This is a genomic window from Citrobacter sp. Cpo065 (assembly GCF_030332805.1).
GTDB lineage: Bacteria > Pseudomonadota > Gammaproteobacteria > Enterobacterales > Enterobacteriaceae > Citrobacter > Citrobacter portucalensis.
In genome coordinates, this window is record NZ_JAOWHC010000021.1 from 1 (window position 1) to 24,266 (window position 24,266).

Annotated in this window: 19 protein-coding genes; 9 read left to right on the plus strand and 10 right to left on the minus strand. The window is 49.9% G+C overall.

The annotated features are described in order from the left end of the window. Positions 1–189 precede the first annotated feature (189 nt). From foxA to OGY68_RS04980, 3 genes are all read right to left on the minus strand, one after another. Positions 190–2,298, minus strand: a complete 2,109-nt coding sequence (gene foxA / locus OGY68_RS04970; protein ID WP_100247269.1) for a ferrioxamine B receptor FoxA — start codon at positions 2,296–2,298, stop codon at positions 190–192. A gap of 121 nt (positions 2,299–2,419) precedes the next feature. Then, on the minus strand, positions 2,420–3,403 hold the full coding sequence (locus OGY68_RS04975; RefSeq protein ID WP_057068594.1) for a helix-turn-helix transcriptional regulator: 984 nt from the start codon (positions 3,401–3,403) through the stop codon (positions 2,420–2,422). Positions 3,404–3,526: 123 nt separating this feature from the next. After that, a complete protein-coding gene (locus OGY68_RS04980; protein ID WP_057068596.1) occupies positions 3,527–4,432 on the minus strand; it encodes a LysR substrate-binding domain-containing protein in 906 nt (301 codons plus the stop codon). A 109-nt stretch (positions 4,433–4,541) separates the two neighbouring features. On the opposite strand from OGY68_RS04980, the gene OGY68_RS04985 reads away from it, so the two are divergent. Then, on the plus strand, positions 4,542–5,171 hold the full coding sequence (locus tag OGY68_RS04985) for a LysE family translocator (protein WP_048236017.1): 630 nt from the start codon (positions 4,542–4,544) through the stop codon (positions 5,169–5,171). A gap of 101 nt (positions 5,172–5,272) precedes the next feature. Here the strand turns inward: OGY68_RS04985 and OGY68_RS04990 are convergent, their stop codons facing one another. The 4 genes from OGY68_RS04990 to pepT form a co-directional block, all read right to left on the minus strand. Continuing rightward, on the minus strand, positions 5,273–5,509 hold the full coding sequence (locus tag OGY68_RS04990; RefSeq protein WP_057068598.1) for a hypothetical protein: 237 nt from the start codon (positions 5,507–5,509) through the stop codon (positions 5,273–5,275). 98 nt (positions 5,510–5,607) lie between these two features. Next, complete coding sequence (locus OGY68_RS04995) at positions 5,608–6,237, minus strand: DUF2913 family protein (protein ID WP_048226383.1); 630 nt, start codon at positions 6,235–6,237, stop codon at positions 5,608–5,610. A 322-nt stretch (positions 6,238–6,559) separates the two neighbouring features. Continuing rightward, positions 6,560–7,921: a C4-dicarboxylate transporter DcuC gene (dcuC, locus tag OGY68_RS05000; protein ID WP_057069055.1), complete on the minus strand. Its 1,362-nt coding sequence runs from the start codon at positions 7,919–7,921 to the stop codon at positions 6,560–6,562. Beyond that, positions 7,918–9,174 carry a peptidase T gene (gene pepT / locus OGY68_RS05005; RefSeq protein ID WP_057069053.1) on the minus strand — a complete coding sequence of 419 codons (1,257 nt, stop codon included), beginning with the start codon at positions 9,172–9,174 and terminating at the stop codon, positions 7,918–7,920. Before pepT ends, dcuC begins: the two co-directional genes overlap by 4 nt. A gap of 1,322 nt (positions 9,175–10,496) precedes the next feature. Here pepT and OGY68_RS05010 point away from each other — a divergent pair. Together OGY68_RS05010 and OGY68_RS05015 are read left to right on the plus strand one after the other, a co-directional pair. Beyond that, positions 10,497–10,754, plus strand: a complete 258-nt coding sequence (locus OGY68_RS05010; RefSeq protein WP_008783846.1) for a YjhX family toxin — start codon at positions 10,497–10,499, stop codon at positions 10,752–10,754. Between the two features lie 10 nt (positions 10,755–10,764). After that, positions 10,765–11,511: an SAM-dependent methyltransferase gene (locus OGY68_RS05015; RefSeq protein ID WP_057069183.1), complete on the plus strand. Its 747-nt coding sequence runs from the start codon at positions 10,765–10,767 to the stop codon at positions 11,509–11,511. A 56-nt stretch (positions 11,512–11,567) separates the two neighbouring features. On the opposite strand, the gene OGY68_RS05020 is transcribed toward OGY68_RS05015, so the two are convergent. Then, on the minus strand, positions 11,568–12,131 hold the full coding sequence (locus tag OGY68_RS05020) for a DJ-1/PfpI family protein (protein WP_003830885.1): 564 nt from the start codon (positions 12,129–12,131) through the stop codon (positions 11,568–11,570). Between the two features lie 403 nt (positions 12,132–12,534). Between OGY68_RS05020 and OGY68_RS05025 the strand changes: the two genes are divergently transcribed. Together OGY68_RS05025 and OGY68_RS05030 are read left to right on the plus strand one after the other, a co-directional pair. After that, positions 12,535–13,647 (plus strand): agmatine deiminase family protein, encoded by a 1,113-nt coding sequence (locus tag OGY68_RS05025; RefSeq protein WP_286616871.1) that lies wholly within the window; start codon positions 12,535–12,537, stop codon positions 13,645–13,647. 504 nt (positions 13,648–14,151) lie between these two features. Further along, positions 14,152–16,374 (plus strand): EAL domain-containing protein, encoded by a 2,223-nt coding sequence (locus OGY68_RS05030; protein ID WP_057095108.1) that lies wholly within the window; start codon positions 14,152–14,154, stop codon positions 16,372–16,374. Positions 16,375–16,560: 186 nt separating this feature from the next. Here the strand turns inward: OGY68_RS05030 and OGY68_RS05035 are convergent, their stop codons facing one another. After that, the gene (locus OGY68_RS05035) at positions 16,561–17,949 is read right to left on the minus strand and encodes an APC family permease (RefSeq protein WP_048236023.1); all 1,389 of its coding nucleotides are present in this window, start codon (positions 17,947–17,949) and stop codon (positions 16,561–16,563) included. 343 nt (positions 17,950–18,292) lie between these two features. Further along, a complete protein-coding gene (locus OGY68_RS05040) occupies positions 18,293–19,711 on the minus strand; it encodes a glutamine synthetase family protein (protein WP_003830879.1) in 1,419 nt (472 codons plus the stop codon). 212 nt (positions 19,712–19,923) lie between these two features. On the opposite strand from OGY68_RS05040, the gene puuD reads away from it, so the two are divergent. The 4 genes from puuD (at position 19,924) to OGY68_RS05060 (ending at position 24,180) form a co-directional block, all read left to right on the plus strand. Then, a complete protein-coding gene (puuD, locus tag OGY68_RS05045) occupies positions 19,924–20,688 on the plus strand; it encodes a gamma-glutamyl-gamma-aminobutyrate hydrolase (protein ID WP_003830878.1) in 765 nt (254 codons plus the stop codon). Positions 20,689–20,713: 25 nt separating this feature from the next. Then, complete coding sequence (gene puuR / locus OGY68_RS05050) at positions 20,714–21,271, plus strand: HTH-type transcriptional regulator PuuR (RefSeq protein ID WP_003830877.1); 558 nt, start codon at positions 20,714–20,716, stop codon at positions 21,269–21,271. A 138-nt stretch (positions 21,272–21,409) separates the two neighbouring features. Then, positions 21,410–22,897 carry an aldehyde dehydrogenase PuuC gene (puuC, locus tag OGY68_RS05055; protein WP_048236025.1) on the plus strand — a complete coding sequence of 496 codons (1,488 nt, stop codon included), beginning with the start codon at positions 21,410–21,412 and terminating at the stop codon, positions 22,895–22,897. A gap of 2 nt (positions 22,898–22,899) precedes the next feature. Further along, on the plus strand, positions 22,900–24,180 hold the full coding sequence (locus OGY68_RS05060) for an NAD(P)/FAD-dependent oxidoreductase (RefSeq protein ID WP_057068772.1): 1,281 nt from the start codon (positions 22,900–22,902) through the stop codon (positions 24,178–24,180). The last annotated feature ends 86 nt before the right edge of the window (positions 24,181–24,266 follow it).

Genomic DNA, 24,266 nt, shown 5'->3' on the forward strand with positions numbered 1-24,266 from the left:
GCGCTTATCAGGCCTACGATTTGCACGCTGCTGTAGGCCGGATAAGGCGCCAGCGCGCAGATTTGTCTGCAGAACGGTTTCACACAATGACCGCAACCCACTATGCCTGATGCGCTGCGCTTATCAGGCCTACGGTTTGCACGCTGCCGTAGGCCGAATAAGGCGCCAGCGCCGCATCCGGCTAAAACATCAGAATTTCCAGGACACACTGCCGACAATGCTGCGCTCGGCGCCGAAGTAGCAGTATGAGAGCGAGTTACAGGCTGCAACGTAGCGCTTGTCGGTCAGGTTGTTAACGTTCAACTGCGCGCTCAACCCTTTAATGCCGATATTCGTTAAGTCGTAACCAATCACCATATCCACCAGTGTGTAGGACGGCAGGGTGTGAGTATTCAGGCGATCGCTGGTAATACCGTTAACGTAGCGCACGCCTGAACCCAACGTCAGGCCGTCCAGCGGACCGCTTTTCACATCGTAGCTCAGCCAGGTACTGGCCTGGTTACGCGGGGCGTACACTGCGCGCTTGCCCTGTTCTTCCGGGCTGCTTTTCTTATAGCGAATGTCGGTATAGGTATACGCCGCCTGCAAACGGAAGCTATCTGTCAGTTGGCTAATTGCCTCCAGCTCCACCCCTTCAGATTCAATTTCCCCAATCGAGCGGTACGGATCGGTCGGCTCTTCTTTGGTGGCAATATTCGTCTGATTGATACGGAACACCGACGCGCTGAACTGACTGTTAAGTCCTTCCGGCTCATATTTCAGCCCCGCTTCCCACTGCTTGCCTTTCATCGGATCCAGCAGATTGCCGTTCTCATCGGCAAAACTGGTTGGCGTAAAGGCAGTGGAATAACTCACGTACGGCGCAAAGCCGTTATCGAATAAATAGAGCAGCGCGGCACGGGTACTGAAGTTGTTTTTATCCAGATCGCTGCGAGTATCCTTGATCTTATCAATGTTAGAAACGCTGACCTGATCGTAGCGACCACCGAGCGTAATACGCCAGCGATCCCATGACATCTGATCCTGCAAATAGTAACCCGTCTGGCGCAGCTTGTGTTTCTCACGCGCATACATGTCGATGTAATCAGGCTTCGCGCCGTACACTGGATTAAAAGCGTCAATCGGCGGGAAAGCGCCGTAGTAACCGGTAGTATTGTTACTGCGATCCTGATAGTCGATCCCCACCAGCAGACGGTGGTTTACCTGCCAGGTATCAAAGCTGCCGTCGAGCTGGTTATCCAGCGTAATCGCCGACATTTTTTCATCGGAGCCGGAGTAACCGCGATTAAGCTCGGTTTCATTCAGCCAGCCCGCCGCATACACCTGATTCAGCTCAACGTCGGTATGCAGATAGCGCAGCTTTTGCCGCACCGACCAACCGCTATCAAACATATGCTCAATGTTGTAGCCCACCATGTTTTCACGGCGATCGTATTTGTCGTAATCATCCTCGCCTTCGTAAAAGGTGTTGGAGATCTTTTGCCCGTAATGCGGAACCACGGTGCCGTCATACGGCAGACCGGAGTGGCTACCGCCTTCCGGGTCGCGGTGCAGATAGGCCATCAGATCCAGACGCGTCTGGTCGGTGATACGCCAGGTCAGGCTGGGCATCAGCGCGTAACGCTCTTCCTTCAATGGACCAAACTGCGAGTCCGCGTAACGCGTCATCCCGCTCAGTCGCGCCGCCACGCGATCGTTATCATCCAGTGCCCCGGTGACGTCAAACGCCGCGCCGCGCTGGTTATTGTTGCCGGCAAACAGCTTCACCTCACCGCCCGCATCAAACGACGGCTTACGTGAGGTCAGCGCCACAATGCCACCCGGGGAGGAACGGCCATACAGTACGGAAGCCGGGCCACGTACGACTTCGATATCTTCGAGGAACCACGGATCGACCACCAGCGAGCTGTGTGAGTTGGTGTCACCCATCATCTTCAGACCATCGAGATAGACGTTATCCAGGCTACCGTCAGAAAAGCCACGCAGCACGATGTAGTCAAAGCGGTTGGAGGCGCCAATCTGATTGCTGTACACACCCGGCGTATAGCTGACGGCCTGGCGCACGCTGGTTGCGCCCTGCTCTTCAAACTGTTCACGGGTAACGATCGATACCGACTGCGGCGTTTCAATATCCGGCGTGGCAAGCTTCGTGGCCCCGCTCTGCATCTGCGAGGTGACAACCACCGTATCGTTTTTTGTTGTTTCCTGCGCCAGCAGAGGAAAAGCCACGCTGCCGGTAACCCATCCCACCAGCAGCGCCAAGCGAGTCTTCGCGAACATGAATATCTCCAAAGGCATGTCTAATTGTAAGTGAGAATTATTACCTTTTTGCTGGCGGAGATAGCTATGCCGGATGCCAGGTTGCCTATGCGCAGTGCCAAATTGTCAGGAAATCACGTGCGTAAAACGCAAATATGGATTAGCAAAGTTTGAGCAAATCACCGGGTGAAAAGCCGTAACGGCGGCGAAAAGCGGTAGAAAAGTTGGTGGCGTGCTGATAACCCGACATCCAGGCCGCCTGCTGTACGCTATATCCTTCCAGTAGATAGCCGCGTGCACGTTCCAGACGGCAATCGCGCAGGTAGTCGAATACCGAACAGCCATAGGCTGCGCGAAACTTACTGCGCAGGCTGCTGGGACTCATCGCTGCGCGTTGGGCCAGTTCATTAAGGGTGTAGTCATTTTCGGGACTTTGCTCCAGCAGTCGGCGAACGACCTCCAGCCGCTGCTGCTCCCCGCTCGCCGCAAGACGTTTACCGCTCTCGACCTGACACACGCTGAGGCCATGACCAAACAGTTGTAATATCAGCCCTTCCAACATCAGCTGACGAGAAACATGGCTAATCGTACTCTGCTGCGCGTACCGCAGTCCGCTGAGTAAAAACCCCGGCACCTGCCAGATAAGCGTCGGCGTCTGGCATCTTTCCCACTCACGCATCAACGATTCGAGCAACCCCGTGCGACACGCGCCGTCGGGATACAAACCGAGCGATAATGTCCGCAGTTTACAATCAGCATGATGACGGGCACGCATCGTCTGGTGCTCACTCAGGCGTGAGCTAAACGCCATGCCGGAGCGCACCACGTGCTCCTGTCCGTTAAGCGTCAGGATCACGCAGCCTTCCAGTACCACCAGCATATACAGAGGGCTGTCGTGACGAGAGGTGGTTTCGTAGGGTTGCAATACCTGTACGTCGGAGTGCGTCACGCACATCCCACATGGGAGAGTCATCTCCTCAATTTCACCTTGCAGAACAGGGCTGCCAGACGGTAAATCCGGCCTTTGTGCCAACTGGGGAAAGCGGTAATCGATCCCGTAGCGCTCACCAAAATCCATAAACTCGCTGACGGAGAAAGTGCGAGCGACGCGTCCGGAGGCATTCAGGGCGGTGGTATTGTTCATGCTGTCTTCTGCACAGGAAATGGGATTAACGGTTTATAACTGAAGCAACATTACCATTACCTGCGCAATACGACAATAATAATGAGAACCATTATCAATATGATAATTAGCAGAATAAACAGCTTAATCCAGCCAGTTTAGATCTGCCGAGGAGACACACGGCGCAGCCTCTTTTAACCAGCGATACAGCAGCTCAATATTTCTGAGCCGTGTTGAAGCCTTTGGCCAGACAAGGTAATACCCCTCGTCAGTCGCCACCGCATCTTTAAACGGTAACGCCAACATCCCTGCCTGAATGGCCGCCAGGCTTAACAGCAGGTCGGCAACGGACACGCCATGACCGCTCATCGCGGCAAGACTGCCCTGCTCCAGGGTGTCGAACACTTTGCCTCGCGCAAGATTCAACGCCGGAAACTTCCCGGTGCGTTGCAGCCACCGACGCCAGTCACGGCGATCCGCTGAGGGATGAATCAGTTCACAGGCAGAAAGATCGCGCTGCGCCTGCACCAGCAGTGCGGGTGAGCACACCGGGATAAGCCACTCCTGAAACAGCAACCGGCTGTCGGTATCGTCACCAAAATGGCCATTCCCTAACAGGATCGCACAGTCATACGGTTCACGACCGAAGGATACCGAATCGGTATCCATCCAGACGCTGGAAATTTCGACAACCGGGGTCGGATGCGCTTCACGGAAATGACGCAGCACGTCCAGAAGCCAGCGCATCGTCAACGTAGACGGCGCTTTCAGCCGTAGCTCATGACTGCTGCTGCGAAAGGCATGACACGCGTGTTCCAGACTCTGAAACCCAGCCGTCAACTGCTGCGCCAGCCCTTGGCCAGAAGGCGTTATCTCGATACGCGGGCCGCTGCGGACAAATAGCTCGCAACCAAACCATGCCTCCAGCGTGCGAATATGACGGCTTACCGCGCCCGGCGTCACGTTAAGTTGAATAGCGGCTTTACTGAACGATCCCAGACGGGCTGCGGCTTCAAAAGCCCTCAGGGCATACAACGGAGGTAGCGTCATTCTCATCTTCTATGTTGAGTTTTACTCACAGTAGAGCGCAGTTTTATTCGTTTTTCAATGCGCCACGCAGGCGGAATACTGATGGAAAATATCATCAGGATAATCAGGTATGAATTTCACTTTACTGGCTGCCTATAGCCTCAGCGTAGTAACCCTGCTGTTAACTCCGGGTCCTGTCGTGGCGCTGATTACCACCACCGCGTCGCAGCACGGCTATCGCCGGGCCTTTATCACGCTGATTGGCACTAACGGCGCTTCTTTAGTATTGATTGCTCTGGCTGCACTGATGCTAGCTGGCGTGGTTTCAATCTCTGCGATATGGCTTGGCGTACTGGGTCTTGTGGGATCGTTGTATATCGGTGTGATGGCGATTAACGGCCTGCGGGCCAGGGACTCAAACCCCGGACTGTGTGCGCCAAAACGCGATAACAGCGGGCTTATCCATGGATTTCTGACAGGGGTCGCTAACCCAAAGGACATTTTGTTTTTCGTAGCGTTTTTTCCCCAGTTCATTGCCATTACGCAAGATTTCACCACCAGCATTGTGACGCTAACGCTGGTATGGGTTATTTTTGATGTTACGGTGCTGTCTTTTTACATCATGGTTTTCAAACGCTGGATGCCAGAGCGGTTTGCCAGACGCAGCGTTTTTATCTCCTCCCTGTTTCTGCTCGCGGTGGCGGTGTTTGGCATTATTTATAATGTACACGCGCTACAAATGCTCTCACCCGCGATGTGATCCCCAACGAATTGTTCAGCCAGACATCTCATCTTGCACCGGGAGGAATAAAATAAGAACAAATCGACATTAACATTATTAATGGATTTATAAACCAGGATTCAGAAAATATAGACGATAACATTTTCCTGGCGTTCAACTGGCACCCTTCCCCATGACAACGCATCAACGGCGACAGGTGCCATTTCATTTTCTAAGCGAAGTAAAGGAGTGTTGCCATCTGGTACAACCGTGCTTTCACCGATCTCAAGAACGCCCCGAAAAGAAATGGACACATTGTCTGGCGTATCCGACAACCTTATCCATTCAGTTGTAATCACTAACTTTCGAGTAAACATTCGCTGTCCTTTGCGCGTGGTATATATCCGATAATTTCACAGGTAGATCAATACACTCTTTGAACAAACAGAAATTTGTCCCCCATATCAGTTAAGCATTACTTAACTGAAAGAAAATTGAAGTAATAAAACTCATTCGAAATATGTTTCACAAATTCAACCGGCAGGTTATGTTTGATGAACGTTAACTTTGCAAACTCAATATCGCCGTACACTCGAATACAGAAAGGTTTGACTATCTCCCCCTGCACGCCAAAGCACTCCTGAAGCCGGGTGTCATCCATAAAAATAAAGTCACCTTTTCTGACCTTAATACTCTCATGAAGGCCTTGCCACTTCTCCGGAGTGAGCAGAAAGCTCTCCCATCCATTATTTCTCAACACTTCAATCGTGTGAGTAAATTTAAAATAGTCGTTTTGCATTGTCACATCACCACTCGATGTGGCGTACAAATATTCTATTTTAAATTTAAGTTGTGCATTGAGGCTTTTTTTCTTCCCCTCATCAATTAACCACTGAAGCTCACTGACAATGCTCTTCGAAAAGATTTTTCTTTTTTTGGCAATAGCCAGCCAATGCATAATGAATAGATGCTCTGACATTTTAGAGTAGATTTTATGATCCTTTATTGCGATACCAATTGCGACTAACGCACTCCAGGTAAAGGCTTCCAGATCATCCTGATAATGATGTCGTAACGTACTAACTCTTCCAGAATCCCTTACCACTTAAACCTGCCCAAATAAATCATCATTGTTATTCCACGTCATTCTTGTATTACTCTATTAAAAAATTACTACAACTAAAATCGCCAAAATATGATCCAGATTAACTTATCCCTATGTAATAAACGTGCAAATATAATACATCATACTTATTAATCATTAATCTGGGGTGGCTCAACAATGACTAATAAGAATAATGCGATAAAGATAAAGGTTAATAATAATCACCAGTAATCAATATCACCTTTTGTGATGAGACCTGTAAACAGAAAAAGCAAACTACCGGGCATTCAGCAACCCGGAAGTTTGCTTATTACAGACGAAGTTAATAGAAAATACCGATGATCAGGGTATGCGTTACAAAGCCCACAATCAACGGTACGGCGGTACGTTTAACCACATCAAATGGCGTTATTTTCGCCCCACTGGAAACGGCAATCACCACGCCGGAAACCGGTGAAATTGCCCGCCCCATATGTGATGCCTGTTGCATCGGCAGGATCATGGCAACAGCGTTAGCGCCCATACTTGCCGCGATTTGCGGGATCAGCTCAACGAAAGCAAGGAATGGCGCATTACCCGATCCCATAATAATTGCTGCCGCCAGCGTCACCAGCGCAAACACCACCGCCATAGCAAATGGAGGTAATCCCACGTGCTCCGCCATCAGGATTAATTGATCAATGGCACCAATAACTTTAATCCCGTGAGCAAAAACACCTGCCGCAACCAGTAGCCCAACCACCCCGGTAAAGGCGGTGCCCATGCCTTTAAGGAAATGGCTGAATCCTTCGCATACTGACTTTAAATCACGCACCCGCAGCCACTCAATCAACATGCAGACAGCCATTGAAATGAGCACAATGGTGATAATATTCAGGTTAATACCACTGACGAACATTTCCGATGATCCCACCGCCATCAGTATCGGAAGCATCGGGAGAAGCGCATAAAAAGCCGGGGCTTTTCCTGAATCAGTCACCTCAGCGCTACCGATTTCCCGTGGAAGCGTCCCCGCTTTACGGTCGCAATGCCGCTGCCAGAAGAAATGGCAGATGCCGACGACCAGCACGGTTGCCAGCGCTGCGGGTCCCTGGTGGTAAACAACGTATTCCACCACATCCATATTGACCGCTTTAGATCCCCTGATAGCATCGATGGCCGTCGGGGTATACGCCACACCAAGCGAGGTGGCAATAACCCCAGCAGCCGAGGCCGCAGAAAGCCCTAACCCCAGCATAATGGGGAACATCGTCCCCATCAGCAACACGGCAAGCCCGGTAGCGGATGGGATGGCCAACTGCAGGAGGCTGGCGAGCAGATAGGAGAAAAATAGAAGCACATAGGGCGAACGCAGCGCGCGCAAAGGTTTCGTCACGACCCGCACAACCGCTTCATTTGCCCCGATATGATCCATGTAATGCGCAAATCCCATGAGCGCCATAATCATCAGGCCGAGATCGGCAGCACGCGTACTAAAGAGATCGCGCATCACCTCGAAAGGATCGAGAAATGAAATCCCCGTACTGGCAACGCCCTTCGGTAATACAGAACCCCATCCGGTTAACGCCGTACAAATCATCAACACCAGGCCCGCAATGAACAGCACGGGTTCAGCGCGATAACCTTTCAGTATCAGACGCGCGACCACCACGATAACCAGTAGGGCAATTAACACCTGAATCATGACTGAGCTCTCCTCTGCGCGAACTCAGCAAAGGTTTCCTCAATGACCGCTACCACCACATCGCTGGCGGCTCGCAGTGAACGCACCGGTAGATATTCATAAATTGAATGAAAGTTATGAGCACCGGTAAAAATATTCGGGCAAGGCAGTCCTTTCTGCGATAGCACTGCGCCATCATACCCACCACGCATGGCGACAGGTTGCGGGGTAATGCCACACTTCTGATACGCGCGTAACGCAATATCAATCGGGTAGTGTGCATCGCCCTGCAAACTATTGAACACATTGGCATAGCGATCGGTTAAATGGCAGACCACGCTGTTTTCTCCCCACAGCGCGCAGGTGCTGACGGCAAGCTGACGGATATATGCCATACGCGCCTTATACCCTTCTTCGGTAAAATCCCGGATATCCAGCTTAAGTACCGTACGGGCGCTGTTACCCTGAAGCTGTTTTACCCAGTAATACCCTTCGCGTCCTTCCGTATACTCAGGCGCCTCTCCTCCGGGCAGCATCGCAATAAACTTATGCGCCATCAGCAGAGAGTTCTTCAGCTTACCTTTGGCCGACATAGGGTGCGCGGACTGGCCGGTAAAGATGATTTCCGCATCACCCGCGTTCCAGTTCTCATAGACAAACTCTCCAATGCCGCAGCAGTCCAGGGTATAGCCAAAATCAGCGCCAAACGCCGCAACATCAAACGCTTTTGCTCCCCGTAATCCCTGCTCTTCATCAGGAACAAAACCGACCTTCACCGGCCCATGCTTAATCTCCGGATGCGCTACAAGGTACTCCAGGGCATTCATAATCGCGGCGATGGCGGCTTTATCATCAGCCCCTAGCAGACTGGTACCATCCGTCACCAGCAGGTCATCACCGATATAATTTTTCAGTTCCGGGAATTCACTTTCACGCAGATAAATATTCAGCTCCTGGTTCAGACACAAATCCCCACCGCTGTAGTGAAGACGTTGCGCATTTGTGTCCGCGGTCTGTTCTGCGCTGGTATCCAGATGACCAAAAAAGGAAACGACAGGGATGGTGTCATCGGTATTTCCAGGTAAGGTCGCGGTCACAATAGCGGTATCCCTGACCTCAATGTTATCCATTCCTAATGCTTCAAGTTCTACTGCAAGTAGTTTTGCCAGTTCCATTTGACCAGGTGAAGAAGGCATTATCCCATTAGCACCATTTTCCCTTGAGGTCGTGGTATTGATTTTCGTGTAGTTAATAAAGCGTTCAACAATATCCATTCCAGGAGATCCTTTAATGTATCATTTACGAGGTACTGCAAGAGAAGACCTGCATACAGCGTGGGTTGAATAATCTGAGAACAAAATAAAATCAGCGCTCATCCCAGAACGCTGATTTTATGGGTGTTACGACAACGATTTATATAAAGGAAGATAAAAAAGGCCAGTAATTATACCAGTGATTAAAAACTCCTTTTGATTGATAAAATCATATTCCCTGTCTGTTTTTTACTACATTTTCCATGGTGTTAAGCTAACAGAAGTCATAAACTGAATTCGTATGTCTAAGGGATAATAAAAATCATTTAGGTTCTTGCCCCCGATACCGACACAAGACATACCATCGCTATATTTTTTTAATGAACAAATGCTGTAACAGCAACATGCAACCGTTTGCACCTCTCTACAAATAGCCACTTAACGCACTAAAATCCGTGAACAAAATCACAATTACTTCAAAAGCGAGAATTAACATAACGCTTAAAAACAGACAGTTATAAGAAAAACTATATAATACCACTGTAAATAAAGATGAGATTACACTATTCATCATGAAATAGATTCATAGCGATACTATTTCAACATTACCGTATGGTTCACAGCACAAAACCTGTCGTCATCACTAATGCAAAACAACAAGAACAATAATATTAAATTATCTATTTATGACGATTATAAAAATTATACACAGACAAAAAAAAACCTCTCCCCTGAGAAGAGATTCAGGGCAGAGGTAATACGGGTGTTAAGGACATTTTTATAGTTTTGATGATAACAGAAGAGCTTCTTGCTGGATTGAGTATACACACTTCACGACATTAAGAAAATTCCTAAAAAGAATTAAAAGAAAACACCATTAAAAATCCTTTTTATAATAAAGACATATTTATCAAATAAAACAAAATTAGGATAGGGAAAAATTAAATATCACTAATCTATAGTATGACGCAAGTGGAGCTAACAACACATCATTACGGCCAATACCGCTACTGACAATGTCTGAATATTCAATAAATTTAATATGTCTATACACCGCTCAGCTAACGAGAGTTAAAAAATTATAAAATAAGCTAAACGCAATTTTTCGTCATAGATCACATTTTCCCGACAGAACGATTCCCCTACTCGCCCAGGCTGGTATGATTCAGCAGGTAAATACCTATCAACTCAACCCGAGGCTTTGATGCTGGAGAATGTAATCATCAGATAATCAGCTTACCGACCTTTTCAGGCCGGACTGGTTATCAATGCGCCGAAATCGAATGCGGACACCGCTGTGTGTTTGCACGTTTTGCACATGATGATTAAACAGGTTTTCCAGTATGAATTTATCCCGTCAGGAACAACGTACCTTACACGTTCTCGCCAAAGGTGGTCGTATTGCTCACGTCCGCGATGCATCTGGTCGCGTCATTTCCGTCGAATGCTATAGCCGCGAAGGGTTACTGCTCTGCGACTGCACGCTCGACGTATTCAAAAAACTCAGAACGAAAAAGCTGATCAAATCCGTTAATGGTCAGCCCTACCGCATCAATACCACCGGGCTGAACAACGTTCGCGCCCAACTGGATAATCGCTAAGGAGAGAGAGATGGATATCCCGAAGATTTTTACGATCAGCGAAAGCGCACATCGCATTCATAATCCGTTCACCGCGCAAAAATATGCGACGTTAGGTCAGGTTTTACGGATGCCCCCAGGAACCCGCATCCTGGATCTCGGCAGCGGCTCGGGAGAGATGTTGTGCACCTGGGCACGCGATCATGGAATTTCCGGCGTTGGTATCGATATGAGCCAGTTATTCAGTGAGCAAGCCACCCTGCGGGCAAGTGAATTGGGCGTCACTGAGCACGTGCGTTTTATTCATGCCGATGCAACAGGTTATATCGCCGAAGCAAAATTCGATATTGCCGCCTGCGTTGGTGCAACCTGGATTGCCGGCGGCGTTGCCGGAACGATCAAACAGCTGGAACAAAGTCTCAAACCAGGCGGGATCCTGCTCATCGGCGAACCGTACTGGCGTCAGATGCCCGCAACGGAGGAGATCGCTATGGCTTGCGGCGCGACTTCAGTAGCCGATTTTCTTTCTCTGCCAGAACTTGTTTCGTCTTTCGACCTGCTCGGTTATGACGTGGTTGAAATGGTACTGGCTGACCAGGAAGGTTGGGACAGATACGAGGCGGCAAAATGGTTGACGATGCGCCGGTGGCTGGAGGCAAATCCGGACGATGAGTTTGCCGCCGAAGTCAGAGAACAATTAAGAAGTTCACCAGTGCGCCACGTTGCATTCACCCGGGAATATATTGGGTGGGGCGTATTCGCACTCATGAAGAGATAATATATGCAGTCGGTATAGCCTGGCAGGTTATACCGACTTTTTCATCGCATCATCGCTTACTTCATTAATACTTCAACAAATTTAGCTAACCATTGCGGATGCGCGGGCCATGCTGGTGCCGTCACCAGATTGCCATCAACGTGGGCCTGATCAATACCAATATCGGCATAATGCCCACCGCTCAGACGAACCTCAGGCGCACAGGCCGGATAAGCGCTACAGGTCCGGTTTTCTAACACCCCCGCCGCCGCTAACAGTTGGGGCCCATGACAAACTGCGGCGATAGGCTTACCGGCAGTGTTGAAATCTTGCACCAGCTTAATGACATCTGGATTCAGTCGAAGATATTCCGGAGCACGCCCGCCGGGGATCAACAGTGCGTCGTAATCGGCGGCCCGCGCCTCGGCAAAATTAGCATTTAACGTAAAACGATGCCCCGGCTTTTCACTGTATGTCTGCGCCCCATCAAAATCGTGAATGGCGGTTTGAACGTAGTCACCCTGACTTTTATCCGGACAGACGGCATCCACACGATGCCCAAGCATTTGCAAAGCCTGAAAAGGCACCATCGTTTCATAATCTTCGACATAATCTCCGACCAGCATCAGTATCTTCTTCATTCACATCCCCCACTCACGGTTATTAATGATGAGAAATAACGGCCATCTTTACTATAGTCCACACGGTTCATGGCATTAATAAATACAACAGAACAATCGGCCAGATCACAATCCACGGCAAGGCCCGCCAGACGAGGGCTCAGAGCCAACGGCGTGACATATGTTCATGCTGATAAATATAAATTATATATAAATATATAGTTGAGAAATTTTAATAGTAGCCAATTTCACTCATTATATAAAACTAAGAGATTGCAACGTATATCTCCCGTGCTAAATTTCGCGTGAAATTTACCCGCAATCACTTTATTTATTATTCAATATTTAAAATACGCAGAATATTTATTACCTATTATTATTTCACTCATCTGATATCAGGTAAAAATACGCAAAGGTTAATCCTATGATGACAAGACGTTCATTCGTCAGACAAGGCCTGGTGACTTCAACGAGTATGCTACTCGCTGGTATGACGGGCTTCAGCTTTAGCCAATTTGCCCGCGCGACAGAGAACCGCCGCTGGCAAATGCCTGATGAAGGCGCACCGCATGCGGCAACCTGGATGGCGTTTGGTGCCAGTGCGGAGATCTGGGAGCCTCATCTGCTACCGGTGGTGCAGGAAAACCTGGCGTTAGTTGCCAAAACCATCGCCGCATTTGAACCCGTGAATATGTTAGTACGCGAAGAAGACAGCGAGCTCGCCGCGCGTCTGTGCGGGCCGTCAGTCAATCTTCTGGTTCACCCAATAGACGATCTGTGGATCCGCGACACCGGGCCGGTGTTTGTGAAAAGCGCCAGCGGTACGCTCGGCGGTGTGGGATTTAATTTCAATGGCTGGGGGAATAAGCAAGAGCACGAACGTGATGCCGATGTGGCTGAATTCGTAACTGATTACGTTCAGGCCGAGTTTCTTCGCTCGGTGCTGACTCTGGAAGGTGGCGGTATTGAGGTGGACGGCGAAGGCACGGCGATTATTACCGAGAGCTGCGTGCTTAACTCCAACCGTAATCCTGGCGTCAGCAAAGCCGAATGCGAAGAAGAACTAAAGCGACTGCTAGGTCTGGAGAAAATCATCTGGTTGCCGGGTATTGCCGGCAAGGATATTACCGACGGCCATACAGATTTTTACGCCCGATTCACGCATCCGGGTACGGTGGTGGCGGGTCTTGAGCAGGATCCGTCATCCTTTGATTACGCGATCACCCGACGTCATCTGGACATATTACGGGCCGCCACGGATGCCAAAGGCCGACGGTTGGAGGTAGTCACGCTGGAAGGACCTTCTACCATCCGCCAGACTTATGCGAGCGATGATTTCTCCGCGGGGTATATCAATTTTTATCTGTGTAATGATGCCGTCATTGCACCGCAATTTGGCGATAAGCGCACCGATCGTAATACCCATGCTATTTTGCAGGAGCTGTTTGCCGATCGTGAAATTATTCAGTTGAATATCGACGGTATCGCTGCCGGTGGCGGCGGTATTCACTGCGCGACACAGCAGCAGCCTCGTTAATGATTAACAATTGAGTGTGTTGTGGGAAGGTGGGGAAACTCACTTTCCTGACAATAACAGAATGATTCCCTTAGAAAGATGCCTCCGTAGGTTAAATTTTAATAAACAAAGCACTTAATTAACATTTATGAAATAAATACCATTAAAAGATAACACTTTAATAGCTTTCATCGATCTTTCATGGTATTTATGATCTGCTAAACCTATCGATAAAATCTATCAAAAGATTTATATTGATCGTTATTATCGATCGTATATTCTGTCTTAAATAATGACTTCTGACGCAACTTTTATTATCAGTACAGCCACAAAGATTGTTCTCCCCTGCGTTGTGAAACACAGTGAAATTATCGAGGGTTACATTTAAAAAATCCATATAACATATTTTAGAATGGTTTTCAATTAGCGAAAACATCCAAAAATACACATTTCAAACCTCTAGTCTAACCTGTTTTAAGTAGATGACTTAAATCGAGAACGGTGATAACTCACTGAGAATTGCGAATGATGATATTGCTAAGAAAAACGGAAAGTATAAATTTCATTAATACATTTAGAGACTATTTTTGTGTCGGCATCGCGTTTTTTGCATTACAGCTGGTCGCTGGTCATCTCAGTAAGCAAGAGGATGTTGCGGGTATAACACTGCATTTTTACGATCTCACTTTACCTCTCATTTCTGCATTGCTGGTTTTATACCGGCAAAAGGCGCTGCCAATTTTGGCTGCCTTTTTCTTGTATGCGCTTTACTCTTACTCTTTATCTTCGGTATTCACACTAACGGCTCAGCTACTGGCTGCTCTCATTAGCCAGACACTCTACTTTTTCTCGACAGGCAAACGAGGCGCGGTTAGCTTTGGTCGTAGCCAGCTTACAACCCTGCGTATTGTCTGGCTCGTGTGTTGCAACGCCTTACTATTCATCTCGATTGATCACTGGTTCCAGTCGAACACAGCCTCTGCACCGATCGCAAACCTTTTCACACTACAAACATTAATTAACTTACAGTGGCTGATGAACTCTTGCCTGACTGGCATCCCTTTTTGTTATCTGTTGCTTAGAAGCGTTCAAAATCCTGCATGGTGCATTCTATACATTAGACAAGTAAAGGCGCTGATAAAATCCGGCCCTCCTATTCTGTATCAAGTATTATGGCTGGTGCTGTTACTGTGCATTATGTCCGCTTTGATCGTCATCAGAGAGGATATTCTTATATTTACAGACTATTCATTACTGTGGTTACTTCCAGTAATGCTATGGGGAGTGATCTGTATTGGCCATGCTTTGATATCCCCTGTATGGGTAACAATGCTTATCCTGTTGGGATATTATATAAACAGTTATATTCCACCTGCTAACTATAATAATTATTTACATAGCCTCGTGATTTCCTCCACGATAGTGTTTGTCTTTTCTATTACGATTGTTGTTACCGGTGTACTTGTGGTTCATAACCGAAAATATCTCCGCCGCCTCAAACAACTTTTTAGATCAGAGCCTAACACCGGACTGCCTAACTTTCAGGCCCTGCAAATGGACATCCGTAAACACGCAACAGAGTGCTTGTGTTACATCCGTTGTACAGAGTTGAATACGCTGGAGCAAACTCACGGCATAGAATTTCGTTTTGAATTTGTAAAAGCGCTAAGCGCATATATACGCAAATTGATTAAGGGTACAGGTGACATTTATTACGCACCAGGTCATGGAATAATTCTTCGCCTTAATGCTGTCCCTGACATTCCTGATCTCTACAAAGACCTAAACTCTTTTCGTTTTATCTGGAAGGACTACCAATTAGGGCTATCTTGTGGTGTGGCATATACCACCGAGAAAAACCTGATTAAAAATTTATCTCAAGCAATTAAGCATCTTAATACCCAAAGCTACATCTCGTTAATGCAGGGGCAACCGTTGTTACTCAGCCCGCAAGTGCCAGGTGATAAAATTGTCAGCCAGGCTGTCATTCGTCATATGTTGCAAAAGGCAATTGACAGAAAGTCGTTTGAGCTTATGGCTCAACCCATCGTATCAACGATGCTGGTTGTTCAGCCGATCGTTTCAACCACGGGACTGACACGTTATCACGAGATACTTATTCGGATCAAAATGGTTGATGGTAAGTTAATCTTTCCAGACACCATCCTACCGGTTGCTCGCGAGGCAGGATTACTTCCTGCGCTGGATATCACTGTTATAGAGCAAACATTTCGTTTTATACAGTCACGGCAGAAATCTGACCCAAACAGTCACTTCTCCATTAATCTGACGCCTGACTCGCTTAATAAAATTGATTTTCTTGATAATGTTTTTACATTGTTTAGAAAATACTCAATAGCACCTGAGCGTATAATATTTGAAGTTATTGAATCAGATATCATTGACAACGCTAATGTCACTGATGTTCTGAGAGCACTACGTAAAGCCGGCTCTAAAATTGCTATTGATGATTTTGGCACAGGAGCATCAAGCTATTCACGACTACGAACGTTAGACGCAGATATTCTGAAAATTGATGGTTCCTTCATCCGTAACATACTGACCGATGAATTTAGTCGATGCGCCGTCAGATCCTTCTGCGAAGTAGCAAAACTCAAAAACATGGAAGTAGTCGCTGAGTTTGTTGAAAATGAGGAAATTGAAAAGATGCTAATTACGATGGGTATTGGTTGGTTACAGGGATACCATATAGGGAAACCCGTTCCTATTGAGTTGGCTGAATTATAATTCAGTAATTATAATAATAATTATATTCCTACATTGATTTACTTACCGGCTCCCGTGCCGGTTTTTTTATTCCCTAAAACAAGTGGGACTTTAATTAAAGCAGGTATGCCGCGACCGTTTGCCGCGACATACCGTGTTTCATTTTTAACTCAACTCAGCCGAATGCTACGGCCTATTCAGCTTCCATCACTCCCAGGCGCGCTCAGATTTCGCGGCGTCAAACTGCGGCGGCGGTTTGCGAAAACGTCCGGTCAGCCAGGCAAGATACACCAGCCCAACGCCGGCCCATACCAGACCCAGCGTCAGCGATGTCACCTCAAGATTCACCCACAGTACGGCAACCGTGGCGGCACCGACCATTGGCAATACCAGATAGTGCAGCTTCTCCTGCCAGGTATGCTTGCGTCCTTCACGGCGCCAGAAGTGGTTAAACACGGAGAGATTAACGAACGTAAAGGCCACCAGCGCACCAAAGTTAATCAACGCCGTGGCAGTCACCAGGTCAAAAAACAGGGCCGACAGCGCCACAATCCCGACCATGATGACGTTCAACGCGGGAGTACGCCATTTGGGATGGACATAACCAAAGTACTTCTCCGGGAAGACGTTATCGCGGCCCATCACGTACAGCAGACGCGAAACGCTGGCATGCGACGCCAGACCAGAAGCCAGCGTATTCACAAAGGTGGTACACAGGAAAATAGACTGGAACAGCTTGCCGCCGACATACAGCGCAATCTCCGGCAGCGCCGCATCCGGGTCTTTAAAGCGGCTAATGTCCGGGAAGAACAGTTGCATAAAGAACGAGGCGGCAATGAAGATCAGCCCACCGTACAGGGCGGTGAGGAAAATAGCTTTCGGGATGGTGCGCGCAGCATCCGGCGTCTCTTCAGATAGTGTCGTTACCGCATCAAAGCCGAGAAACGAGAAGCAGACGATGGTCGCCCCGGTGATAATCGGGATCAAATGCGCATTCTGGCTGATAAACGGTTGCAGCGACCAGACGGTCCCAACCCCTTCCCCTTTGTGCAGCCCCTGCACCACGAGGAAAATGAACACCACGATGATCGCCACCTGCACCAGTACAAACAGCGCATTGAAGTTGGCTACCAGATTAACGCTTTTCAGATTGGCCGCGGTGAGGATCGCGACGAACATCACTACCCAAATCCATGGCGCAACCCCCGGGAACAGCGCGGAAAGGTAAATTTTCGCCAATAGTACGTTAATCATCGGCAGGAAAAGGTAGTCAAGCAGTGACGACCAGCCGACCATAAACCCGACATGCGGGTTGATCGCTTTTTGCGCATAGGTATAAGCCGAACCGGCCTGTGGAAACTGGCGCACCAGCTTTCCATAACTGATGGCGGTAAACAGTACTCCCGCCAGGGCCAGCAGGTAGGAGGCCGGAACATGGCCATTGCTAATACCCGAAACAATGCCAAAGGTGTCAAACACCGTCATCGGCGTGAGATAGGCAAGCCCCATCACCACCACCTGCCACAGCTTCAGGGATTTACGCAGTTGTGCTTTGCCCGGCTGGGCAGAATGATCCGCAGAAGAGTTAGTCGACATAGTTTTCCTCCCCGCTACGAGTCCAGATCTGCGTTCGAAACGTGGGTACAGCAGACCTGGGTCGTGTCGGGGAGGAATGGCATAAAAAAGGCGTCAATGGGGTACGGCACAGATGCGGTCCGTATTTACTGCGGGAGCCATGAATACTCACGCGGGGCGGGTTTTTAAACATTGGCATCATCACATTTCCTCGTCACAAACTCTGTCGGTTATCTGAAGACCCGTTGTCGCCCGCGCTCCATTACGCGACATCCGGGAAATGGCAGGTATTCCTGCAATTTTTACGGGCTGGCTCCGCTCAGCCCGCATGATGCGACTTCTTTTTCAATGACCTGTACAACGGTCAGGCGTTTTTCAGCATCCACTCAATTTCAGTGTCGGTAATCAGACGTTCAAACTGGATAAGCTCATCGTTTTTACAGGCGTGATACACATGGCTAAACCGCTCACCCAATAGTTCACGCAGACTGTCATTTTGCATAAACTCCCACAGTGCATCGCTCTGGCGAATCGGGAACGGCAGCCCTTCCTGCTCCAGACCGTTACCCTCCACTTCTTCTTGTAACGGCAGTTCGTTATCCAGACCGTGAAGGATCCCCGCCAGGATGGTCGACATCACCAGATACGGGTTGGCATCAGCCCCCGCTACGCGATATTCAACCCGATGGTTATCACGGTCGCCGCAGGGAATACGCAGCGCCACCGTCCGGTTGTTATGCCCCCAGGACGCCTGGGTCGGAACATACATCCCCGGCTGGAAGCGGCGATAGGAGTTCACATTCGGCGCCAGCAGCGCCATTGATGCGGGCATCAGATCAATCATCCCAGCAAGCGCACGCTTTAATAACGCGGAATCATCGCCATTCGCATCAGCCAGCACGTTCTCACCTTTGTTATTCATGACGCTGATGTGGATATGCATCCCGCTACCGGCATGCTCCTCATAAGGCTTTGCCATAAACGTGGCATGCATCTTATGTTTCTCTGCCACCAGCCGTACCAGACGTTTCAACGCCAGCGCGTCATCGCAGGCGTCGAGCACGTTGTCGGTATGGTAGAGGTTGATTTCAAACTGCCCAGGGGAGGCTTCAGCCACCGCGCCGTCAGCCGGGATCAGCTGCAAACGGGCCAGTTCATCGATATCGTTCAGCACATCTGCAAAGTGGTTCAGGTTATCAACCGAATAAACCTGACTTTGGGTATTACGATCGTCCGTTCCCGGCGCGCATGGCGGCTGCAGATAACCTTCGGGATCGCGCTTACGATCGAGTAAATAGAACTCCAGCTCTACCGCTACGACGGGGAACAGACCGCGCTGGCGAAGTTTCTGCCAGAGTCGGTTTAGTACGTTCCGCGGCTCAACGTCAAAGGGAGCGCCATCTTCATCCAGCATCGTCAGCATCATCTGCGCAATAAATTCCGGATCGGCAGCCGAAGGGGTTAACGTACCTGCCACGGGTACACAGGTCCGATCCGGTTCGCCAAGCTCCTGGCCTAATCCCGCCTCTTCGACCACATTGCCCAGAATATCCATCGCGAAAACGGATGCCGGGAAATAGCAGCCTTTCTCTAACTTATGCAATCCCGCAACGGGAAGGCGCTTACCGCGAAAACAGCCATTAAGGTCGGTTAACAACACATCCACATACTGCGTATTAGGATAGCGTTCCAGATACTGCTTAACTTCGCGCGCAAACGCGCTACTTCGTCTCTCTTCAGAATGCTGAACAAAATTCTCAACTTCTACGATATTGGTTTCCATGATTCACCGCCGTTGGCCTGGTAAGCTGTTCTGTGATTTGACTGTTAAATATAATGTCCACCCTTCGACTCTGGATGCAAACAAATTGTTTGTCAAATGTTAAATTAAGTTTGCTAGAAGGTTATTCCGCTGCTAGATTGAGAAAATAATGAACGGAATGGCACAACAAGGAACCGTTTGGCAATAATTTATTCCAAAACGTGAGGTCGATCATGGGCAATATATTTGACAAGCCAGTTATTGGTGTAGTGATGTGTAGGAACAGGCTTAAGGGTCACCAGACCCAGACTCTGCAAGAAAAGTACCTGAATGCGGTATTAAATGCCGGTGGATTACCGATAGCGCTTCCCCATGCGCTTGCGGAACCCGAATTGTTGAACGCGCTGTTACCGAAACTGGACGGTATCTTCCTGCCAGGAAGCCCAAGCAATGTGCAGCCGCACCTCTATGGTGAAAATGGCGATGAGTCTGACGCCGATCCCGGGCGTGATCTTCTGAGCATGGCGCTAATTACCGCCGGGCTCGAAAGGCGCATTCCCATTTTCGCCATCTGCCGGGGCTTACAGGAATTAGTTGTCGCCACTGGCGGGACTCTGTATCGTCGCCTGTGCGATCATCCACAGTTCCTGGAACATCGTGAAGATGCGGAACTCCCGGTGGAGCAGCAATATGCACCATCTCATGAAGTCCAGGTTCAACAGGGAGGATTGCTATCTCAGTTAATACCAGGTTGCAGCACGTTTTGGGTCAACTCCTTGCATGGTCAGGGCGCAAAAACCCTTGGCCCGCAGCTGCGCGTGGAAGCACGCTCGCAGGATGGATTAGTGGAAGCTGCCAGTGTCCATGACCATCCTTTCGCGCTCGGCGTGCAGTGGCACCCGGAATGGAACAGTAGCGAATACGCCCTGTCGCGTTTGTTACTTGAAGGTTTTATCACCGCTTGTCAGAACCACCTCGCTGAAAAACAGCGACTCTGACCACTACAGTTAAGGAAATGCAATTATGAGCGATGACGGCCTGGCGCCGGGTAAACGTTTGTCAGAGATCCGCCAGCAATTGGGTCTTTCGCAGCGTCGTGCCGCCGAACTGTCTGGGTTAACGCATAGCGCCATCAGCACCATAGAGCAGGATAAAGTCAGTCCTGCCATCAGTACGCTGCAAAAGCTATTGAAAGTATATGGGCTGTCGCTCTCCGAGTTCTTCGCGGAACCGGAAAAGCCTGACGAACCGCAGGTGGTTATCAATCAGGATGATTTGATTGAGATCGGGAGTCAGGGAGTATCCATGAAGCTGGTACACAACGGAAATCCGAATCGTACGCTGGCAATGATGTTTGAAACCTATCAGCCAGGCACGACAACCGGGGAGAGAATTAAACACCAGGGTGAAGAGATTGGCACAATACTGGAAGGTGAAGTGATACTGACCATCAACGGTCAAACGTATCCTCTTGTTGCAGGGCAAAGCTATGCCATTAACACCGGCATACCACACAGTTTCAGCAACACCTCGGCAGGGATCTGCCGCATCATCAGTGCCCACACTCCCACCACTTTCTAATAAGTAGCGGCCTGAGTTTCTCAGGCCTTCTTAAATAACGCGCATTAACAGGGTACATCCCTGGGGCATCGTGCAGCCTGATTTTGCCTGAAAAAGATCAGCAACGAACTTTATCTTATTGATATAAAAGGAGTAGCTATGAACTTTCAGAATCTTAAATATTGGCGTGAGAAAGCCAGCCATTATTCACCAGAGACCCGTTTATTTATTAACGGCGAATATTGTGCCGCCGCTGATAACGAAACCTTTATTACGCTGGATCCGGCAGGACAACGTCCTCTGGCTAAAGTCGCCCGCGGTAAAAAAGCGGATGTGGACCGCGCGGTCACCGCAGCCCGTACCGTCTTTGAACGCGGAGACTGGTCGCAAGCATCACCCGCAGAGCGCAAAGCGGTACTGCACAAACTCGCCGATTTAATGGAGCAGCATCACGAGGAGCTGGCGCTACTGGAAACGCTCGATACCGGTAAACCGATTCGCCATAGCCTGCGTGATGATATTCCCGGCGCGGCACGCGCCATCCGCTGGTATGCCGAAGCTATAGATAAAGTCTATGGCGAAGTTGCCACCACCTCGGTGAACGATCTGGCACTGATTGTGCGCGAACCGGTAGGCGTGATTGCCGCCATTGTACCGTGGAATTTTCCTCTGCTGCTGGCCTGCTGGAAACTCGGCCCGGCACTGGCTGCGGGTAACAGCGTGATCCTCAAGCCTTCCGAAAAATCACCGCTGACCGCCATTCGTCTGGCTGCGCTGGCTAAAAAAGCAGGTTTGCCCGATGGCGTTCTCAGCGTTGTTAGCGGGTATGGTCACGAAGCGGGTCAGGCGTTGTCACAGCACCCGGATGTTGATGTGATCACCTTTACCGGCTCGACTCGTACCGGCAAGCAACTGCTCAAAGACGCTGGCGACAGCAACATGAAACGCGTCTGGCTGGAAGCCGGAGGTAAAAGCGCCAACATCGTGTTTGCCGACTGTCCGGATCTGCCGAAAGCCGCCGCTAATGCAGCGGCAGGTATCTTCTATAACCAGGGCCAGGTTTGTATCGCCGGAACGCGCCTGCTGCTGGAAGAGAGCATTGCCGACGAGTTCATCGCCCTGCTGAAAGAGCAGGCGAAAAACTGGCAGCCTGGCAACCCGCTGGATCCGGAAACCACGATGGGCACGCTTATCGACAATGCGCATGCCGACACCGTAGACACGTTTATTCGCGACGGTGAAGCGCAAGGCACGCTGGCGCTGGATGGCCGCAGCCATGTACATCCTGCGGCTATCGGCCCGACGATTTTTGTTGATACCGCACCGCAGGCCCACGTCAGCCGCGATGAAATCTTCGGCCCGGTACTGGTCGTCACCCGTTTTAGCAGCGAAGCCGAAGCTCTGGCGCTGGCTAACGACAGTGACTACGGCCTCGGCGCCGCGGTCTGGACCCGCGATTTGTCGCGCGCCCACCGTATGAGCCGTCGCCTGAAAGCCGGCTCAGTCTTCGTGAATAACTACAACGACGGTGATATGACCGTGCCGTTCGGCGGTTATAAGCAAAGCGGTAACGGACGCGATAAATCCCTGCATGCGCTGGAAAAATTTAGCGAACTGAAAACCATCTGGATCTCCCTGGAGTCTTAATCATGACTGAACATACCAGCAGTTATTACGCCGCAAGCGCCAATCAGTACGAACCGTTTCCGACCCTTAGCGAATCGGTTAGCTGTGATGTTTGCGTCGTGGGCGGTGGTTATACCGGACTCTCCTCCGCCCTGCATTTAGCGGAAATGGGTTACGACGTGGTGCTACTGGAATCCGCGCGTATTGGTTTCGGGGCCAGCGGACGTAACGGCGGTCAGTTGGTGAACTCCTACAGTCGCGATATCGACGTCATCGAACGTACCTATGGCCCGGACGCCGCTAAAATGCTCGGTGGAATGATGTTTGAAGGCGGCAATATCATCCGCGAACGCATCAAGCGTTATCAGATCGAATGCGACTATCGTCCCGGCGGGCTGTTTGTAGCGCTGAACCACAAACAGATGGAAACGCTGGAAGAGCAGAAGTCGAACTGGGAACGCTACGGCAACACGCAGCTTGAACTGTTAGACAGCAGTGAAATTCGTCGCGAAGTCAGCAGCGATCGTTATGTCGGCGCGCTGCTCGACCACAGCGGTGGTCATATTCACCCGCTGAACCTGGCGATTGGCGAAGCTAACGCCATTCGTCTGAACGGCGGACGCGTCTACGAACAGTCGCCAGTCACCCGTATTCAGCACACCAGCCCGGCGGTGGTCAGCACTGAAAAAGGCCAGGTGACGGCCCGCTTTGTGATCGTCGCGGGCAACGCCTATCTCGGTGACAAACTGGAACCTGCGCTGGCAAAAAGCAGCATGCCGTGTGGCACGCAGGTGTTAACCACCGAACCGCTGTCGGCGGAGATGGCGCGCTCGCTGATCCCGAAAAACTACTGCGTGGAAGATTGTAACTACCTGCTCGATTACTACCGTCTGACCGGAGATAACCGCCTGCTGTACGGCGGTGGTGTGGTTTACGGCGCTCGCGATCCGGACGATATTGAGCGTCTGGTAATGCCGAAACTGCTGAAGACCTTCCCGCAATTGCAGGGGGTAAAAATTGATTACCGCTGGACCGGTAATTTCCTGTTAACGCTGTCTCGCATGCCGCAGTTCGGCCGTCTTGATACCAACATTTACTATATGCAGGGCTACAGTGGCCACGGCGTGACCTGTACTCACCTGGCAGGACGCCTGATTTCCGAACTGCTGCGCGGGGATGCCGAGCGCTTTGACGCGTTCGCCAAACTGCCGCACTACCCGTTCCCGGGAGGCCGCAGCCTGCGCATTCCGTTTACCGCCATGGGGGCGGCATATTACAGCTTACGCGATCGCCTTGGGGTTTAAGTTCTTCCGCGATAAACCCGACGCACAGGGCGATCCCCCCTGTGCGTTTTTTTATTCCTGGAAAGCGAAAAACAGATAACAGGTAC

Excerpts from the sequence above, each read along its gene's own strand:
- foxA (WP_100247269.1), bottom strand. The coding sequence starts at position 2,298 with ATGCCTTTGGAGATATTCATGTTCGCGAAGACTCGCTTGGCGCTGCTG.
- OGY68_RS04975 (WP_057068594.1), bottom strand. The coding sequence starts at position 3,403 with ATGAACAATACCACCGCCCTGAATGCCTCCGGACGCGTCGCTCGCACT.
- OGY68_RS04980 (WP_057068596.1), bottom strand. The coding sequence starts at position 4,432 with ATGACGCTACCTCCGTTGTATGCCCTGAGGGCTTTTGAAGCCGCAGCC.
- OGY68_RS04985 (WP_048236017.1), top strand. The coding sequence starts at position 4,542 with ATGAATTTCACTTTACTGGCTGCCTATAGCCTCAGCGTAGTAACCCTG.
- OGY68_RS04990 (WP_057068598.1), bottom strand. The coding sequence starts at position 5,509 with ATGTTTACTCGAAAGTTAGTGATTACAACTGAATGGATAAGGTTGTCG.
- dcuC (WP_057069055.1), bottom strand. The coding sequence starts at position 7,921 with ATGATTCAGGTGTTAATTGCCCTACTGGTTATCGTGGTGGTCGCGCGT.
- pepT (WP_057069053.1), bottom strand. The coding sequence starts at position 9,174 with ATGGATATTGTTGAACGCTTTATTAACTACACGAAAATCAATACCACG.
- OGY68_RS05010 (WP_008783846.1), top strand. The coding sequence starts at position 10,497 with ATGAATTTATCCCGTCAGGAACAACGTACCTTACACGTTCTCGCCAAA.
- OGY68_RS05015 (WP_057069183.1), top strand. The coding sequence starts at position 10,765 with ATGGATATCCCGAAGATTTTTACGATCAGCGAAAGCGCACATCGCATT.
- OGY68_RS05020 (WP_003830885.1), bottom strand. The coding sequence starts at position 12,131 with ATGAAGAAGATACTGATGCTGGTCGGAGATTATGTCGAAGATTATGAA.
- OGY68_RS05025 (WP_286616871.1), top strand. The coding sequence starts at position 12,535 with ATGATGACAAGACGTTCATTCGTCAGACAAGGCCTGGTGACTTCAACG.
- OGY68_RS05030 (WP_057095108.1), top strand. The coding sequence starts at position 14,152 with ATGATGATATTGCTAAGAAAAACGGAAAGTATAAATTTCATTAATACA.
- OGY68_RS05035 (WP_048236023.1), bottom strand. The coding sequence starts at position 17,949 with ATGTCGACTAACTCTTCTGCGGATCATTCTGCCCAGCCGGGCAAAGCA.
- OGY68_RS05040 (WP_003830879.1), bottom strand. The coding sequence starts at position 19,711 with ATGGAAACCAATATCGTAGAAGTTGAGAATTTTGTTCAGCATTCTGAA.
- puuD (WP_003830878.1), top strand. The coding sequence starts at position 19,924 with ATGGGCAATATATTTGACAAGCCAGTTATTGGTGTAGTGATGTGTAGG.
- puuR (WP_003830877.1), top strand. The coding sequence starts at position 20,714 with ATGAGCGATGACGGCCTGGCGCCGGGTAAACGTTTGTCAGAGATCCGC.
- puuC (WP_048236025.1), top strand. The coding sequence starts at position 21,410 with ATGAACTTTCAGAATCTTAAATATTGGCGTGAGAAAGCCAGCCATTAT.
- OGY68_RS05060 (WP_057068772.1), top strand. The coding sequence starts at position 22,900 with ATGACTGAACATACCAGCAGTTATTACGCCGCAAGCGCCAATCAGTAC.